Annotated in this window: 14 protein-coding genes; 8 read left to right on the forward strand and 6 right to left on the reverse strand. The window is 45.5% G+C overall.

Annotated elements, in window-relative coordinates:
- Window positions 1-303: 303 nt before the first annotated feature.
- On the forward strand, window positions 304-2,478 hold the full coding sequence (locus ACP2WE_RS05335; RefSeq protein WP_425214554.1) for a glutamine synthetase III family protein: 2,175 nt from the start codon (window positions 304-306) through the stop codon (window positions 2,476-2,478).
- Window positions 2,479-2,658: 180 nt separating this feature from the next.
- Here ACP2WE_RS05335 and ACP2WE_RS05340 read toward each other — a convergent pair whose 3' ends face one another.
- A complete protein-coding gene (locus tag ACP2WE_RS05340; protein WP_425214555.1) occupies window positions 2,659-2,997 on the reverse strand; it encodes a hypothetical protein in 339 nt (112 codons plus the stop codon).
- A 157-nt stretch (window positions 2,998-3,154) separates the two neighbouring features.
- Window positions 3,155-3,493, reverse strand: coding sequence for a hypothetical protein (locus tag ACP2WE_RS05345; protein WP_425214556.1), 339 nt, complete (start codon window positions 3,491-3,493; stop codon window positions 3,155-3,157).
- 409 nt (window positions 3,494-3,902) lie between these two features.
- Here ACP2WE_RS05345 and ftsH point away from each other — a divergent pair, with 409 nt between their 5' ends.
- Window positions 3,903-5,765, forward strand: coding sequence for an ATP-dependent zinc metalloprotease FtsH (gene ftsH / locus ACP2WE_RS05350; protein ID WP_425214557.1), 1,863 nt, complete (start codon window positions 3,903-3,905; stop codon window positions 5,763-5,765).
- Between the two features lie 414 nt (window positions 5,766-6,179).
- Here ftsH and ACP2WE_RS05355 read toward each other — a convergent pair whose 3' ends face one another.
- The 3 genes from ACP2WE_RS05355 to ACP2WE_RS05365 all read right to left on the reverse strand — a co-directional run bounded on the left by ACP2WE_RS05355 (window position 6,180) and on the right by ACP2WE_RS05365 (window position 10,894).
- Window positions 6,180-9,275: an alpha-mannosidase gene (locus tag ACP2WE_RS05355; protein ID WP_425214558.1), complete on the reverse strand. Its 3,096-nt coding sequence runs from the start codon at window positions 9,273-9,275 to the stop codon at window positions 6,180-6,182.
- 331 nt (window positions 9,276-9,606) lie between these two features.
- Complete coding sequence (locus ACP2WE_RS05360) at window positions 9,607-10,338, reverse strand: phycobilisome rod-core linker polypeptide (RefSeq protein WP_425214559.1); 732 nt, start codon at window positions 10,336-10,338, stop codon at window positions 9,607-9,609.
- 82 nt (window positions 10,339-10,420) lie between these two features.
- On the reverse strand, window positions 10,421-10,894 hold the full coding sequence (locus ACP2WE_RS05365; RefSeq protein WP_425214560.1) for a bilin-binding protein: 474 nt from the start codon (window positions 10,892-10,894) through the stop codon (window positions 10,421-10,423).
- Window positions 10,895-11,855: 961 nt separating this feature from the next.
- Between ACP2WE_RS05365 and ACP2WE_RS05370 the strand changes: the two genes are divergently transcribed.
- Together ACP2WE_RS05370 and ACP2WE_RS05375 are read left to right on the forward strand one after the other, a co-directional pair.
- A complete protein-coding gene (locus ACP2WE_RS05370; RefSeq protein WP_425214561.1) occupies window positions 11,856-12,854 on the forward strand; it encodes an ABC transporter ATP-binding protein in 999 nt (332 codons plus the stop codon).
- 27 nt (window positions 12,855-12,881) lie between these two features.
- Window positions 12,882-14,315, forward strand: a complete 1,434-nt coding sequence (locus ACP2WE_RS05375) for a cryptochrome/photolyase family protein (RefSeq protein ID WP_425214562.1) — start codon at window positions 12,882-12,884, stop codon at window positions 14,313-14,315.
- Between the two features lie 48 nt (window positions 14,316-14,363).
- On the opposite strand, the gene cbiT is transcribed toward ACP2WE_RS05375, so the two are convergent.
- Window positions 14,364-14,966, reverse strand: coding sequence for a precorrin-6Y C5,15-methyltransferase subunit CbiT (gene cbiT, locus ACP2WE_RS05380; protein WP_425214563.1), 603 nt, complete (start codon window positions 14,964-14,966; stop codon window positions 14,364-14,366).
- Window positions 14,967-15,053: 87 nt separating this feature from the next.
- Here cbiT and ACP2WE_RS05385 point away from each other — a divergent pair, with 87 nt between their 5' ends.
- The 4 genes from ACP2WE_RS05385 to ACP2WE_RS05400 all read left to right on the forward strand — a co-directional run bounded on the left by ACP2WE_RS05385 (window position 15,054) and on the right by ACP2WE_RS05400 (window position 18,115).
- The gene (locus ACP2WE_RS05385; protein WP_425214564.1) at window positions 15,054-15,791 is read left to right on the forward strand and encodes an SDR family oxidoreductase; all 738 of its coding nucleotides are present in this window, start codon (window positions 15,054-15,056) and stop codon (window positions 15,789-15,791) included.
- Window positions 15,792-16,214: 423 nt separating this feature from the next.
- A complete protein-coding gene (folE, locus tag ACP2WE_RS05390; protein ID WP_425214565.1) occupies window positions 16,215-16,994 on the forward strand; it encodes a GTP cyclohydrolase I in 780 nt (259 codons plus the stop codon).
- Window positions 16,995-17,049: 55 nt separating this feature from the next.
- Window positions 17,050-17,667: a thylakoid membrane photosystem I accumulation factor gene (locus ACP2WE_RS05395; protein WP_425214566.1), complete on the forward strand. Its 618-nt coding sequence runs from the start codon at window positions 17,050-17,052 to the stop codon at window positions 17,665-17,667.
- Entirely contained in the window at window positions 17,651-18,115 is a 465-nt protein-coding gene (locus tag ACP2WE_RS05400; RefSeq protein ID WP_425214567.1) for a (2Fe-2S) ferredoxin domain-containing protein, read from the forward strand. Before ACP2WE_RS05395 ends, ACP2WE_RS05400 begins: the two co-directional genes overlap by 17 nt.
- Window positions 18,116-18,241: the final 126 nt, after the last annotated feature.

The raw sequence follows: 18,241 nt of genomic DNA on the forward strand, positions 1-18,241 counted from the left end.
AAATATCTGATGCCAGCCTAATCGGTCTAAGGGCGATCTCAGGGGAATTAACCATGCAGTAGAAGGTGTAGACTTTCTGGCTATTCTTCAGGATGCGATATATTCGGTTAGTAACCATGTTCGTAGCGATCGCCACTTCAATGAAGGCTTGAAATTACTGCCAGTTTTGTCAGCTATTCCTCACCTAAGGTGCAGATGTTGTATATATCCATACGATTGCGATTTCAAGGGGAAAGTAGGATGACAAAGATTTGAAAACCTTGGCATATTTTTCTGCCAGTCTTTACGAGGAAATAATTAATTATGAGTGGGAATGAGTCGCGGCTCCAAGCTATTTATCAAATCACCAATCGAGAGCCCATCCCCCCTAAAGCTCCCAAACGATTGGAAGAAATGTGGGCTACGGATGTATTTAGTCTGAGTAAGATGCAATCCTGTCTTCCCAAAGAGGTGTTTAAATCTGTAAAGAAAACAATTCAAACGGGTGATAAGTTGGATGCCACTGTAGCGGATGTGGTGGCGATCGCTATGAAAGACTGGGCGATCGCCAAAGGGGCGTTGTACTACTCTCACGTATTTTACCCACTCACCAACGCTACTGCTGAAAAGCATGACGGGTTTATCTCGGTACAGGGAGATGGCTCGGTGATTTCTGAATTTGCTGGGAAAGTCTTGGTACAGGGCGAACCAGATGGATCGTCTTTCCCCAATGGTGGCATTCGTTCTACCTTTGAAGCCAGAGGCTATACAGCTTGGGATGTCACGAGTCCAGCCTATGTAATGGAAACGGATAACGGCATCACCCTATGCATTCCCACCGTCTTTATCTCTTGGACAGGAGAAGCTCTCGATAAGAAAACACCGCTTTTACGCTCGATCGCAGCGATGAATAAAGCTGCCACCAAGGTATTAAAGCTGTTAGGACATACTAATGTCGCTCCTGTGAACTCCAGTTGTGGAGCCGAGCAAGAATACTTTCTGATCGATGCCAATTTTGCCAATAGCCGTCCCGATCTATTGTTGGCAGGCAGAACCCTATTTGGTAAGCCCGCCGCCAAGGGGCAGCAATTTGACGATCACTATTTTGGTGCAATTCCAGAGCGCGTTCAAGTTTTCATGCAAGACGTGGAAGAGCGCATGTACAGACTGGGAATTCCTGCCAAAACCAGACATAACGAAGTTGCTCCCGGACAGTTCGAGCTTGCACCATTTTTTGAAGCTGCCAACGTAGCCTCCGACCACCAACAACTCACGATGACGATCCTGCGTCATACGGCTAAAAAACATGGCTTTATCTGTCTGCTGCACGAAAAGCCCTTTGCTGGCATTAATGGCTCTGGGAAACATGTCAACTGGTCGGTGGGTAATGCTACCCAAGGCAACCTGTTAGATCCCGGTGACGACCCCCACTCCAATGCCCAATTTTTGGTCTTTTGCGGTGCGGTAATTCGTGGCGTGCATAAATATGGGCCCCTCCTGCGTGCTGTCGTTGCCACCGCCAGTAACGACCACAGACTAGGAGCCAATGAAGCGCCACCTGCGATTATCTCTGTCTATCTGGGTTCTCAACTAGAAGATGTGTTCGAGCAAATTAGCAAGGGCGATGTTAAGGGTTCCAAACATAAAGGAATTATGAACCTCGGTGTCGATACTTTACCTATTTTCCCGAAAGACCCCGGCGATCGCAATCGCACATCACCCTTTGCTTTTACTGGGAACCGTTTTGAGTTCCGTGCTGTCGGTTCTGGTCAATCAGTTTCTGGCCCATTGGTTGCCATGAATACCATCTTGGCAGATTCTTTAGATTGGATTGGCAATCGACTAGAGAGCGACCTCGCTAAGGGAACTGAACTCAACGTTGCCATTCTCACTGTACTTAAAGAAGTGATGGACGAGCATGGTGCTGTTGTATTTGGTGGCAATGGCTACTCAGAAGAATGGCACAAAATGGCAGTAGAAGAGCGTGGCTTAGCCAATTTGCGAACCACTGCAGATGCCCTACCTGTCTTGAAAGAAGGATACATTGAAGATCTGTTCCAAAAGACTGGTGTGCTTTCTCCAGTGGAGCTCTCCAGTCGTTTTGAAGTCTATGCCGAACAGTACCTTCTTTCCATTGAGGTAGAAGCGAAACTCGTAATCAGTATGGCAAAAACCCTGATTTACCCTGCGGCAGTGAAATACCTGACTGACTTGGCAAATGCGATCGCTTGTTTAAAAGAAGTTGGCATTGCGTTTGAAGTAGAAAGTGCTGAAAAAGTATCGACACTGCTCAAGTCGATGACGGACTCCGTCACCAAATTAACCGAAGCTCTGGGCAAACACGATTTTGCCACACCAGAAGAACATATGCAGTACGCTGCCCATACGATTCGTCCTTTAATGGATGGCGTGCGGAAGTATGCCGATGCCCTTGAAGGTGAAGTAGCAGACGATCTGTGGCCATTGCCCACCTATCAAGAAATGCTGTTTATCAAATAGCCTTGATGCCTCTTACTTGCTAATAGTAGGAGGCGATCGCGTTATTCCTGCATCCTAAACACAAACAAAAAGACCGTCCCATGAGAACGGTCTTTTTGTTTGCTATTCTTCGTGATAGTCCTCACTAGGATAGGACTATGACTGTACTAAGACATTCCATAGAAAACAAAGTTTTAGAGATTAAAAATTATCTTCTAGTCTTTGGCGATACTCGCCAGACGTGTCACTGGAAGGACCTGAAACCATAAACACCACAAGTCCTTGTGACGTAATACAGCGAATCGCACCCCGATAAGCACCCCTAACTCCGAAAGTTGACTCACCAACAGCAGAAAAGTTTCGCGAAAAGCCACCATTACGCATGGCATCTTCGGCTCTAATCATGCATTGCCGCTGAGATAGGTTTGTAGATTGCCAACTCCAGTTCATACCGGGAGCTTGTTGGGCATAAGCAGTGGTGGGAACCATTGCGATCAATGTAGATACTGCTGCCAGAGAAAATGACTTTAAAGCTTTCATGATCCTCACTCAATGTAACAAATACAAGTTTTTGACACTTAAATAGACGTATCTTGTCCCTTTTGTGTGCCCAATTTATAGGCAATATAGCAATCAGATTCATATGTAAGGGCAATTCATGAATTGCCCTTACATGCAGCATTCTCCGATCTGCAAGTTAGAAATTATCTTCCAGTCCTTGGCGATAGTCACCAGACGTGTCACTAGAGGGACCTGAAACCATAAACACCACAAGTCCTTTCGAGGTAATACAACGAATTGCACCCCGATAAGCACCCCTAACTCCAAAGGTTGACTCACCAACAGCAGAAAAGTTTCGCGAAAAGCCACCATTACGCATGGCATCTTCGGCTCTAATCATGCATTGCCGCTGAGATAGGTTTGTAGATTGCCAGCTCCAGTTCATACCGGGAGCTTGTTGGGCATAGGCAGTGGTGGGAACCATTGCGAGCAATGTAGATACTGCTGCCAGAGAAAATGACTTTAAAGCTTTCATGATCCTCACTCAATGTAACAAATACAAAATTTTGGCACTAAACTAGACGTATGTACAAGCACAAAAATAATCTACACGCTCAATTTATGTTTAGTTGAGATAATTCAACTAGGTAACTGAGTCATTCATTCAGCATAACTACTTTGCTGAGCGCTTATTCAAAAGAATGGCATCGATATTGATATTCGTTATCTCAGTTGCAATTTTTGTAACGATTATCTAGGGCAAGCGATCCATTGATTTTGGTAGCATAACCCCTTCAAAATCATACTAGCCGTCAGAAATATCTTGCAAAAAAAGCAAATTGGAGCAAATTTAATTGGGCGGGTATCCCTACGCTTGACCGTCTATGACAACGCATCTAAATACTTAATAATAGTACTCACTTAACAAAACGATACATAAACCTATGGCAGTTAAACAAGAAGACCCAAAGCGATCGCGCGCTCGGCTGATTGGCAACATCATGTTGCTGGTTGGTGCAGGCCTATTGATGATCAATATCTTTTTGCCTAACCTATTTGGTCCTCAGATTCCGCGAGTTCCCTATAGCTTTTTTATCAATCAGGTCGAAGGACATGAAATTTCTAAAGTTTATATCGGTCAAGATTTGATTACCTATCAACTCAAGGGCAAAACCCCTGAGGTCGCTGGTGATGTGCTTGCCACAACACCGATTTTTGACTTGAAATTGCCTGAGTTGTTAGAGCAAAATGCGGTTGAGTTTGCCGCAGCACCCGTCCAAAAAAGTGGTTGGTTTGGAACGCTACTCAGTTGGGTGATTCCCCCCTTAATCTTTGTGGGGATTTTTCAACTATTTAATCGCGGCGGCGGTGCTCCTGGCGGTTTGCAAATTGGTAAGAGCAAAGCCAAGGTTTATGTAGAAGGAGATTCTCCTAAAGTTTTGTTTGCTGATGTAGCAGGTGTCGATGAAGCAAAGGCAGAACTGGTTGAAATTGTAGAGTTCCTCAAAACCCCTGAAAAATATACGCGCATTGGGGCAAAAATTCCCAAGGGCGTTTTGCTCGTAGGCCCTCCTGGAACTGGTAAAACCCTGATGGCAAAGGCAGTGGCAGGCGAGGCAGGCGTTCCATTCTTTAGCATCTCTGGCTCTGAATTTATCGAACTATTCGTTGGTGTCGGTTCCTCTCGCGTGAGAGACTTGTTTGACCAAGCGAAAAAACAGTCGCCTTGTATTGTGTTTATTGACGAACTCGATGCGATCGGTAAATCTCGCTCTAGCGGTGGCTTTTACGGTGGCAACGACGAACGCGAACAAACCCTTAACCAGCTCCTGACGGAAATGGATGGTTTTGGTGTAGATGGTACGACCGTAATTGTGCTTGCCGCAACCAACCGTCCTGAAGTACTTGACGCGGCTCTATTACGTCCAGGTCGCTTCGATCGCCAAGTGTTGGTCGATCGCCCCGATAAATCTGGTCGTGAAGCCATCCTCAAGATTCATGCGGCGAAGGTGGTTTTAGACCCCAGTACAGATCTGAAAGCGATCGCTACCCGTACTTCTGGGTTTGCTGGGGCTGACCTCGCCAACTTGGTAAATGAAGCCACACTGCTTGCCGCCCGTGCTGGCCGCGATACGGTGAAAACCGAAGACTTTGCCGAAGCGATCGAGCGTGTGGTGGCTGGTCTAGAGAAAAAGAGTCGCGTTCTTAACGACAAAGAGAAGAAGATTGTTGCCTATCATGAAGTCGGTCACGCCCTTGTGGGTGCGCTTGCCTCAGGTAGTGGCAAGGTAGAAAAAATCTCGATCGTGCCCCGTGGTATGGCAGCTTTAGGGTACACCCTTCAGTTACCTACGGAAGATCGCTTTTTACTCAGCAAGGAAGAACTCGAAGCCCAAATTGCTACCCTGTTAGGCGGGCGATCGGCAGAAGAGTTGATCTTTGGAAGTATCACTACGGGTGCATCGAACGATCTGCAACGGGCAACCGATCTTGCTGCACAAATGGTGACGAGCTATGGCATGAGCAAGGTATTAGGCCCTCTTGCCTATCAACAAAGCAAAGGTGACTTTTTAGGTGGTCAGAGCGCAAGCCGTGCTGTCAGCCCTGCGACTGCCGAAGCGATCGACAACGAAATCAAGGATATCGTCGAGTCTGCCCATGAGAGAGCCTTGGCAATTCTCAAACTGAACCTCGGATTATTGGAGACTATCTCTGAGAAGTTACTCGAAGCTGAAGTAATTGAAGGTACAAACCTTGATGAGCTTTTAGCCCAAGTCAAAGCACCCGATCTCGTTGCTGCTCACTAGATTCCGAAGTTTGAACTAATTCGCTGAATTACTTCTGAAGCCTCTAATACTTATCTAATAAGTGTTAGGGGCTTTGATCTTTAATTTACTATCCATTTCTGTTGGGAAGATGCGATCGATCTGTTATACATTCAGCAGGTGATCTGGGCAAAAAAATATTTACAACGCAAGAATCAGGGTTTTAAAAAACCTATTCTCAATAGTGAGATTTTTATTGAAAGTATTATTAATTAGATGGTCTTACCATGAGTCTCAAAAAAACAGAAAATGCCCAAAATGCTTTATTCATAACGTTTTTTCGATAAATGCTGATTTTCAAAAAACACCTGCTGAATGTCGGCTGGTAGTCTAGCCTCTGTAATTATACGCAAAAAAAAACAAGGCTTACTTTAGCAAAGTTCTATTTGCTTATCTCTAATTTTTGCATAGGAGCAGCTTAAAGGTCTTGATTTCGTAGGGTAGAAAGTTTGTAGAGAATTGGCGATCTGAGCATTGCACTTCACAAATCGGGTTTTCCATCAGATCGCATTCTAGAATAGAAATCATGCATAGGTTTGGTGGCAAGGAAATATCTGTGCTTACAGGCTGTCCCAAGGATTCATAAAAACGGAGAATCCACCCCGATCGATCTTCAGATTGCTTCATCGCAGATAGAATGATATTGGGCGCAGAAGTACGCAGAAAACTGAAGTTCTCTTGGCTTAATGCCAAATTCAACAGGCAAGGATGGTTTAACGTATAGCCCTGTTGCACGATTCCCGCCTCGCGCCAACTGCCTTGATGCGGAACCAAGCGATAGGTAAACTCATGCTGTCCGCGATCGCTCTGGGGCGAAGGGAAGTTAGGGCTTCTCAACAGCGTTAGTCTGAGTTGGTCTGGCTTGGCATCATAGCCATATTTGCAATCATTCAGAACGCTCAAACCGATCCCGTCACTGCTAATATCTGCCCAGAACTGTGCGGACACTTCAAATTTTGCTTTGGCTTCAGCAGTTTCGCCCAAGGTGCTGCGCTCGATCGCTCCCATTGGAATTTCGTAGGTAGCAAAGGGCGATCGCCAACTGACGGGAAAAGCCACTTTTACGAGGGTATGCTCTTCTTGCCAATCCACCCAATTTTTCACGGTAAGGTGATCATCATAGGCATTCAGTTGAATATCCTGCTGGAATTGCGAATTCTCAAACCGCCTTACAACCATTAAGGTGACTCGAATCGCACCTCGCTCGTGGATAGAAATTCCTTCGACCCGAAGCCCAGAAAGTTGTTTGCTTTCATATTCAGGATCGATATTCCAAGCATCCCAATATTGTCCGCGATCGCTAAAAAATTGTAGTTCGCAGGGTTGACGTAATAGGGAATGCTGGTAACGCTTATCAAAGATTTGCGAAATCTCACCAGACTGAGCATCGATGGTGACTTTGAGATATTGATTCTCTAAATAGATGGCAGTGCTATCTTCTGAAATACTTAATGGGGGAACAGAGACTGACTGCGGCGTTTGTGTTTGCACTAACTGAAATCCACAAGTTCCCATGCTTGGGATATCCGTAGCCCTAAACAGGATTCCATTTTCTGTTTGCTGTGTGGGGATCAGTTCCGATTGGTTACTTTGCTGGATATCGTAAGAATCCTCAATAAGATTTTGATCGCTATGGAATTCTTTGGGAATCTCAACCAGTTCGGAGCGCGACCAGTTTAGCAAATTCCATACTTGGTTAGCTGGTTCTCGATTAGATAAGGGAGGAGATGCGATCGCTTCTGCAATCAATTCATTACAAACATCTCGAACTTCCGACCAAGTGCGATCGGCATCTTCAAATACTTTAGGGATCGACGTGCCTGGTAAAATGTCATGAAACTGATTGATCAGCAAGCCCTGCCATGCCAGATCGAGTTTAGCTTTGGGATAATTTACCGCTTTGACGATCGCTGCGATCGCGCAGAGTTTCTCGGCATTACCCAGTAAGATTTCAGTTTGTCGGTGCTGTTGCTTTTGATCGGCTTTGGTTGTATAGGTGCCGCGATGGAACTCTAGATATAATTCATCATTCCAAGTAGGAATATTCGCATTGGATTCCTCAATCGATGCCTTAAGCGAGAGAATGAAGTTCTCGGCTGTGCCAGATTCCACCGTAAAGAAGATATCGGATTTTGCCCACTCCCGCCCAAGATCGAGCATATCCGCTGTGGGGCCACCCCCGTGATCGCCAACACCATAGAGCCAGAGTCCGTCTTGGATACCATGCTTTTGTTCTTGCCCTGAGAGGAACTTTGCGATCGCCACAGGTTCGATGCCCAGACCGATCTCGTTACTAAAATAGGTGAAAATCTTACTGCCATCCAACCCCTGCCACCAAAAGATTTGCTCGGGAAATTTGTTTGTGTCATTCCACATCAGTTTTTGGGTAACAAAGGCAGTAAACCCACTTTTTACAAGGATTTGCGGTAATTGCCAGTTAAACCCAAAGGTATCGGGTAGCCAAGCAATTTCGATCTCGGTTTGGAACTTCTCTAAGAAATAATTCTTGCCATAGAGAATCTGACGGATCAGCGATTCGCCATTGGGCAAATTGCAGTCTGGTTCCACCCACATGCCGCCTGTGAGTTCCCATTGTCGCTTCTGCACTGCCGTCTGAATTTGAGCAAATAGTTCGGGTTGTTCTCGTTCCATCCAAGCATAGGATAGGGCTGTACTTTGATTGAAAATTAACTCTGGATATTGTTTTTGTAAATTCAAAACCGAGGCAAAGGTGCGCTTCACGACGTCTTTGGTTTCTGCGATCGCCCATAGCCAAGCCACGTCAATGTGGGCATTTCCCAGTAAATAAACCCTCCTCTGCTTGAGAAATTTACCGATCGGTAAGAGCGAATCTCTAATTTTTGCCAATTCGGTGAGGCTGCGCTCACTAACATCATCAGCCAGTAAAGTTTCCAATTGCGCGATCGCCTCTGACAAATCTCTCTCCAATTCCGACTGCGTATGGAGAATTGGCAAATAGGCTTGAATCACTGCCAACTCGTCGGCCAATTTACCAGGATCGCAAGGCTTATGGGGGTATTCAATCAGGACTTCAGATTTTTGTAACGCGCCGCGATCGTGTTTGGGGCTATTCAATTCGATCTCAAGTAAAAATTCCTGCCCGACTTCCAGATTCTCACCCAGCAACAGCCGACATTCCCGATCGAATAAATCTCCCTCCAGTACTCTGCGTCCATTCACCCATATTGCAGCAAAATCTGCCCACCAGATCGAACTCAGTCTGGCAGTGGCTCCCTGTAGCGAAAGAGGTTCTCTGTGAGGAACAGTCCAAGTTTGCCGAAGATGAATGCCCGTTTCATTTTGTGCGAAACTCAACATATCCTGTCCTCGACTGGACTGCGCGATCGCGACAGGCTGCCATTTTGTGGATGCATCTAGATCGGCTTGTCGATACCAACCTGATAAGAGATTCAGACTTGTTAGCTGCCGCAGCGTACAAATAATCTGTTCCAATCTTTGAAGTTCCTGCACAATTCACCCATCCTATGGCTCAAATCCAGATCGCTTAGAGAACATGTCGATATAGCAATCCTATTTGATTTGCATGTTGTAGGGGCAATTCATGAATTGCCCCTACGATCCTAGGAAAAGAAAAAATTGCGTATGCATCAGGCATGATTGCTATATCTAACGAACTTGGCGATCGCTAGGTAATTCTATATTAATCCTTGGGAAATAGTCGAAAAGTCTGGACTCAAACAAGCATCCGATCCTCTTGTATCCCTTAGATTGGGAGAGGATCGGATGCTGTATGGCAGCGGCTATAGGAATTACTGCAAAATACGCTTAGTACTTCGTCATATCACTTACCTACCAAATTGCGGAGCAGCGATCGCTGGTTATCTGATAAATTATGCAACGCTCTTTTGGCGTCATCTTCTTGTAGCATTTTTAAAAGTTCCTCAATTTCATCTGCCACAGCATCGGGTTTGACTGTATCTTCCTCAATCCGATAGTCCCCATCAACTTCAGGATGACGGCAGACGCCCCCAGTACAATCTAGTCCCAGTTGATGCCAGTAGAGTGTAGGTACAATTCTGCCATGCTGCCCAACATGTTCGTGTTTGATAATCTCTGATTGCAAGAAATTCTGCGTGGAGGGATAAAATTTCAACGTCCGAGCATGGGGTACGGTGAAGCCACCAAAGGCTTTACGATATTCCTCAGAACCAAGAATTTCACTGATGACCACCTCATAGCCTCGCTTTGTTAGGATGTCTGTAAAGACTTTAATCTCCGCATGATCGAGTACAGCTCTACCTAGAAAATGCTTAAAGCAAAGCTCAATAAACTTGAGATTAGAACAGTTGTAATAGAAGCTATCTTGATAGACCTGAGAACACGCTAGTGCATGTAAAAAATGTCTCACGCCCAACTTGCCACTCAGAAACTCTTTCTCATGCTTAGCCAGCAACTTGTGTTCAAATTTGTAGGGTTGTCTTTCTAGCACTTGGGCATAGATCTGCTGTAAAGCCATTTGACGCTCTTCTGGACTGGATGAGCGACTGAGAGTAATGGGCTTAAAGTCATTCATGATTACACTTCTCCTGTTCTAAGTAGCTAAAAGATAGAAATTAATTAACGGAAATGTAGTTAGTCGTGGTTGCCGTTCAAAATCAGTCATTTCTGGATAATGACATTACAGTCATATCGATATAGGGCTTGACCAGAATGGCGCACTCACTGGGTAGTTGGGTATTAATTGACTCTTGCATTTTGCGGTATGCCATCGAACATTCTGTTGAAACCTGATAAGAACAGAGTACGGTTGACAGCCAGTCCCCCATCTGATCGCGAAAAAATTGCTCATCATCGCGCAAAATTGCCAAAGCAATATATCGCAACACGTTGGACATATCGTATTTACAGCGATCGGCAAGCTTTTCGACTAAGCTTGGATAGTTTAGTGCAAGCATCTGGATCGACTGCTTCACAATGGCTTCGTTGCGATCGCGCAAAAGATTATAGGTTTTAGCTCGATTCGCAAAGTCTTTTGCATACCTCTCTAGCAACCCGAGATCGCTATCTGTGAGATACATTCGATCGGCTTCACGAGATTTATCTTCTAAAACACGGTTAATTGCTGGCATAGATTTAGCACTTATCTAAAATAGTTTGCGTTAATTATTTCCTTGCAGGGAATGACTAAATCGCAACAGCTATAGCACGATCCTTAAATTGTTTGCGAACGTAGTACGGGCTTCTAGCCCTTGCAGACAAGATGCCCGCGCTACAAATTAATTACAACTCATTTAGGATTGCTATATATCTTGAATTTAGATCTAAAACGAAGTAAGAACTATATAAGCTGGCTCCCAAAATCTACGTAGAACATCAGACGTGGATATTAAGATTCCGCTTACTTAAAGCTATGAATTTCTTCCGTTTTAAATTTTGTTAGCTGAACAATTAATATTGCGAATAACTTAGTATAAACCTAAGTAAATCGTTTCAATTAGTTGCTAGAACTAAATCGAGATGACCATTGCCAGACATTTATATATTCCCCAACCCCCCTAACCAAAACAAAGCCTAGAGTTTAATTTAGGTCGTTTTACTAAATCTTAGACTGAACTTCATTGTCATTTCGACAAACTCCATATGTTTTAACAACACATAGATAATTAAAAATAACTTATTAATTAAGTTTAGTCAGAAGCTAGATTGGATTGAATTAAAAACTTAAATGTTTTTTATAAACAATTTACCTAATTACTGTTAAATCTTTATTCCAAGTTATTTCATACGCCTAGAATAGATGATTAAGGATTTTTCAGGACGGAATTTAAACAAAGTTAATATTTGTCATTAAGTCAATCTATTGCCGTCAGAACTTAATATTTTGTAATAATAAATTGCTTCGTCAGTCGCTTTATGAACTCTTTACAGGTATTCAATAAATTCACAGTGGCACACGAGTAAGCATACAAACGGCATGCAAACGTAAATGCAGATGTAAGTGCAGATGTGTAAAAATTAGTTCATAGAAAGTAATATTCATCCTACTTACACTTACTCATTTACCTAAACTAGTTACTGATAGAGGCATTCATGCGTCTGGCACTACAAATCGAAAATCTACGAAAGACCTATGGTAGTACCGTTGCTGTAGACGGAATTTCTCTGACCGTTGACCAAGGGCAAATCTACGGACTACTTGGTCCTAACGGGGCTGGCAAAACCACCGTTCTGCGTTGCATCTGTACGCTCACCCAACCTGACGCAGGCGTTATCACCGTTGCAGGCGCAACCGAACCAAGAGCAATTCGACAAAGGCTTGGCTATGTGGCTCAAGAAGTTGCCCTAGATAAAGTCCTTACAGGTCGCGAACTCTTAAATTTACAGGCAGCACTTTATCATTTACCCAAAGCCCAGATTAAGGAACGGATTGAGGCTGTTTTGGATTTGCTGCAAATCGCTGAGTATGCCGATAAGCTCACGGGTACTTATTCAGGTGGACTCAAAAAACGCCTAGATTTGGCATCAGGACTATTACATCAGCCGCAAGTATTGGTTTTAGACGAACCGACTGTAGGACTCGATATTCAAACCCGCATCGCCATTTGGGAATTTTTACGCAAACTGCGTGCCTCTGGCGTCACGGTTTTATTAACCAGCCATTATCTCGAAGAGATTGATGCCCTTGCCGATCGCGTAGGAATCCTCGATCGGGGCAAAGTGATTGCAGAGGGCACGCCTGAGGAGTTGAAGTCTAAAGTTGGCGGCGATCGCTTGACCGTGAGAATTCGGGAGTTTGCCGATCGCCAAGAGGCGGAACAAGCCTTAACATTGATTCGCGATTTACCGTTTGTGCGCAGTAGCCTGATTAACGCTGCCCAGGGCAATGCGATCAATCTGGTGATTACCCCCGATGTGAATGCGGTAAGCAAAATTCAGGATATGCTCAGCCACGCTGGGGTGAATATTTTCAGTCTGTCGCAATCGCGCCCTAGCCTCGATGATGTCTTTTTGGCTGCCACGGGTCAAACCATTCTCGATGCTGAAATTGCTCAAGCCGAAGCGATCGCCCCCAACAAAAAACGTCGCTAGGAAAAACGCCGCCAGGAATGAGAATTTATGCCCGTTAACAATTCCAATCGCACCCAAGATGTCACGATTGTCTGGCATCGTCGCGATCTGCGCATCGACGATAATCCCGCCCTTGAGGCAGCATCACAAATCGCTGGTGCGGTTGTGGGTGCGTTCATCTTCGATCCTGCCATTCTTAAAAGTAATGGGGTGGGTGGCGGCATGGTGGACTTTATGTTGGGATGCCTCCAAGAACTCGAGCAGAGCTATGCAGAGATCGGTAGTAAGCTCCTCTTTCTCTATGGCGAACCCGTAGAAAGGCTCTTGCACCTCACCCAAAGTTTGGGGGCAAATCGAGTTTTTTTCAATCAGGATGTAGAACCCTTGGCGATCTCGCGGGACAATGCTGCCAAAGCAGCCCTGCAAGCAAATGGTATCGAGGTTAGAGGATTCGTCGATATTGGGTTACATGCTCCCGATGCGATCGCGACGCAAGCACACGAACCTTACAAGGTTTACACCCCCTTTTGGCGCAATTGGATCGACAAACCCAAACCTGCCCCCTGCGAGCGACCTCAGAAATTATTGGGCTTACCGAACGATGACAAGGTTGCCGCGATTTCCCTACCAAGCCTGAAAGATTTGGAATTTAGCCACGATCAAGCGATCGCTAAATCGGGTGAGGCAGAAGCGTTACAATTATTGGAAGCCTTTTGCGATTCCAATGGCATTTTGCGCTACAAGGAGGGAAGAGACTTTCCTGCGAATGCTGGAACCTCGATGTTGAGTCCGCACTTGCGATTTGGTACGGTTGGAATTCGTCGTGTCTGGTCTGCTACGGTGATGGCAAGCGATCGCGTGCGGAGCAATGAAGAGCAGATTGGCATTCAAACTTGGCGACAGGAATTGGCTTGGCGCGAATTTTATCAACACGTTCTCTTTTACTTTCCTCAACTCGCAGACACTGCCTATCGCCCCAAGATGCAGCGATTTGAGTGGGATGAAAATCCCACATATTTTGAAGCTTGGTGCGAAGGACGAACGGGTTATCCCATCGTCGATGCGGCGATGCGACAGTTAAACCAAACGGGATGGATGCATAACCGCTGTCGCATGATTGTCGCCAGTTTTCTCACTAAAGATTTGCTGATTAACTGGCAGCAGGGAGAACGCTATTTCATGCAGAAGTTGATTGATGGCGATCTTGCCGCAAATAATGGGGGCTGGCAATGGAGCGCTTCTAGCGGCATGGATCCCAAGCCCATGCGCATCTTTAGCCCGATCGCCCAAGCCCGTAAATACGATCCTGAAGGAGAATACATCCTCCAATGGTTGCCTGAGTTGCGCGGACTCACCCAAGCCGAGTTGCTCAGTGGTAATATTCCTCCCCACCAGTGCAAAAAACGCAACTATTCCACTCCCATTGTCGATCACAATATTCAACAAAAGAAGTTTAAGGAACGCTATCAGGAATGCACCTAGTCAAAGGTTTCATCTTCTCCCTATTCCTTTTGTCTGATTTTATTAACGCTATTCTAATTTTTCGCCACTGAGAATAAAGATCGGATTGACTGCTGCAAAGGTTTGGCGAGTCCCTCTGGCTTCTAAACGATTGACTGAAGACTGGACAACTTCCACATTGCGAACTTGGAGCTGCGCGAAGCCTTCAGAAATACCGTACAGCCCCTCTAGGGTATTGGCTGTGGCAATCACCCTGCCGCCGATCGCCAGACGTTGCCAGCAATATTCCAAAATCTCTTTGACCGAGCGACCGCCCTCAATACAGATGCGATCGGGCGCTTCCCCTAGTATATCAAGACATTCTGGGGCACTACCCACAATAATCTCGACATTCTTAACCCCAAATTTTTGGCAATTGATCTTAATCAGTTCGGCAACATCTTCATCACGCTCGATCGCGACGACTCGCCCATTCGGACACATGAGCCCCGTTTCCACTGGAATAGTGCCCGTACCTGCACCGATATCCCACAGTATAGAGTTGGCACGCAAACGCAGATGACCGATCATCAACAGCCTGACTTCACACTTACTCATGGGAATACCAGGTAAGCGCTCAAATAGATCGTCAGAGATACCGGGGGTGATGTACGGCCAGATTGGTGTTTGCATAAATGAATCCTTGGCTCCCACTTTTACGCGATAAGTCTGCTCAATACTATTGCATACTGAGAAAAAACACGAGTTAAGTGGGTTACTATGGCGAGCGATCTGGCTGGGAAAAAAGTTATTATCACGGGCGCAAGTAGCGGCATCGGCAAACAGGTGACGTTGCAATTGCTCCAAGCAGGGGCAGAGGTTGCTCTAGTCAGTCGCAATCCTGCTAATGTCGCAATCGAGTTGGTAGGGGTGGTGGCAGAAACCAAAGCCAAAGCAAAAACCTACGCGATCGATTTAGCCAATGTCGATCAGGTGGCAAGCCAGATCGGAAATGTCATCGCAAACCTAGGTGGGGTCGATATTTTAATCAACAATGCAGGGATGGCTTATGTGGGCGAAATTATTGATATGCCCTTAGCCACTTGGCAAAGCCTCATGGATTTAAATCTCACCAGCGTGTTTCAGTGCATTCAAGCGGTTTTACCCACGATGCGATCGCAAGGTCATGGCACGATTGTCAATGTTGCCTCGATCGCGGGCAAACAGGCATTTCCCAGTTGGGGAGCCTATAGCGCCAGTAAGTTTGCCATCTTAGGGCTCACCCAAGCACTGGCGGCGGAAGAGCGATCGCACGGTATTAAAGTCATGTCCATTTGCCCTGGCTCTGTGGATACGCCTTTGTGGGATAGTTTGGGTGCGGAAGTAGCGGCAAATTTCGATCGCAAAATGATGTTACAACCCGAAACGGTAGCTGAAGCAATCTTAAGTTTGCTGACCCTACCCCCCAGCGCCGTAATTACCGATTTGGTTCTCATGCCCAATGCAGGGGTGTTGTAACGCGTGAGTTCTCATTTCCATAAGTAGAAATACTCAGAGATGAAATTATCTGTAGGATTCCGAGCTTGAAGAATTTATATATTCAGAACTTTTGGGCGATTTTATGGAAGATTGCGAACAACTAATTGTTCCTTGATTTAGAATTGTAAAAGTGAATATTAAGTCAATATAAAAAATTCAATCTATGGGCAGAAGATAGATTCCGACAGATCGGTAATGATTAAAGTCCTGCTGCTTGTTCGTTGTTAAGTTCTTTCGTGGGATTTAGCGATCGTAGCCTGTGGCAATCAGATCTGGGTCGATCTTGTCAATATTCAAGATCGTTTAGCCCCTTAGATCTTTAAGTTTGGGTTTCTCTGGATTTAGCACACCCTGCCACAACCAAAATTCCTTTGTATCGTCAAGCAAAAGTTTTAAATTAACATGACAATTTCAGTCCCCCGTCCTGCTGCTGTCAATCCTGATAACGATCCGAGAGATTCGCGATCGGCAATTTCATCCTTAGAGCAAATTTTGATCCAACAGCCTATTTCGGAAGTTATTCGCGATCGCATCGAAGCGGCTGGCGATCCTTATTTTGCCAATGACAGCATTGCGCATCATCTCAGCGACGAAGAGAGAGAGGCACTGAAATTAGAAATTCAAGCCAAAATGCAAAGCGTATTTGACTCTTTGATTATCGACACCAAAAACGATCACAACACCAGAGAAACAGCACGGCGCGTTGCCAAAATGTATGTCGATGAAGTGTTTAAAGGGCGCTATCATCCCATGCCCAAGGTCACCGATTTCCCCAATGCTAAAGAATTAGATGAAATCTATACACTAGGCCCGATTACCGTGCGTTCTGCCTGCTCTCATCACTTTGTCCCGATCGTCGGTCAAGCTTGGGTGGGCATTTTGCCAAGCGATCGCGTCATTGGCATTTCAAAGTTTAACCGCATAGTTGATTGGGTTATGAGTCGCCCGCACATTCAAGAAGAAGCGGCTGTTATGGTGGCTGACACGATCGAAAATCTGATTAAGCCTAAGGGTTTAGCGTTTGTGATCAAAGCCCAGCACATGTGCATGAGCTGGCGCGGGGTCAAGGAACCAGAAACCAAAATGATCAACTCGATCGTACGCGGGGCATTTAGAAGCGACCCCCACATGAAGAAAGAATTTTTTGACTTGATTCGCGCCCATGGGTTCCATGAGTGCTAAGTTGTTATCCATAGCTAGCACTTGTGAATAGCTTTTACATAGCTTGGAATATACGATGAATAGTTGGTTATCCGATCGCCTGCATGGGTGTTTAAGTTTGTTATTGGGTCGAGGTTTAGCGAGGTTTTTACAGCGCGGACTTACCTTAGCGATCGCATTTTTGTGCATCGTCGGGTTATCGGGGCTGCTCTCTCCCTCGGCTTCGGCAGTTTTGACGGACGATCGCTATGACGGCAATATCTTTGCGCTCTATGGTGGAAATGGTTCGCTCGTACCTGCGAGAGTCAACCTCAAAGAATCTCTACGACTAGGGCGAGGGGCGTTGCTGTTGTTTTATGTCGATGATAGTTCTGACTGCAAACTCTTCTCCCCATTGCTCAATCAAATGCAGGCTTTTTATACCAAAAACCTGACCTTAATTCCCGTACCCGTCGATAGTTTAGACCCCGACACTTCTAACTATTCCCCTACGGATGAAGGCTTTTACTACAGAGGTTTAGTACCCCAAACCGTGTTGATTAACGCTCTTGGCGAAAAGGTCTTTGACCAAGAGGGCAGAATCGAATTCCCTGTCGTCGATGTGGCTGTGCGTCAGATGTTGGGCTTGCCTGGGATTAATCCCGCTTATCAATTTCGCAATACCAAAAAGCAGATTAATGAAATCAACCCCTGATGTGGCGATCGCAGATGCTGCCTTAGATAAAGAATCTGGTACAGATTTGGAACAGATCCAGTCTGACCCGATTCCATCAGAGATTGAGAAAATCCTGCGCGATCGCGTTCAAAAGCTCTCGATCGACCGAATCGAGCGACATCTCTTTCTCTGTGCCGATCAGACCAAGCCCCTCTGCTGCCAAAAGGAAGTCGGGCTAAAAGTTTGGGACTATCTCAAAAAACGGATTAAGGAACTCGATCTCGAAGCGCATACCTTTCGGACGAAGGCAAATTGTCTGAGGGTATGCGAACTGGGCCCAATTTTAGTGGTTTATCCTGAAGGCGTTTGGTATCACTCGGTGACTGAGTCCGTCCTAGAGCAGATTTTGCAAGAACATATGATCGGCGGCAAGGTGGTTAGCGATTATGCCTTTGTGGTTCCGCCTGAAGGAACGCGATCGCTCTAGGATTTGGGAATTCTTTAGAATTCGTAGGGGCAATTCATGAATTGCCCCTACGATAGAGGTTTAGGTTTCGACTCCACTCAAACCACGGACGCTAAGCGAAGTCAGAAATCTTTGAATTTGAGGCTT

Source organism: Tumidithrix helvetica PCC 7403 (assembly GCF_965232925.1).
Taxonomy (GTDB): Bacteria; Cyanobacteriota; Cyanobacteriia; order Pseudanabaenales; family Pseudanabaenaceae; genus Tumidithrix; species Tumidithrix helvetica.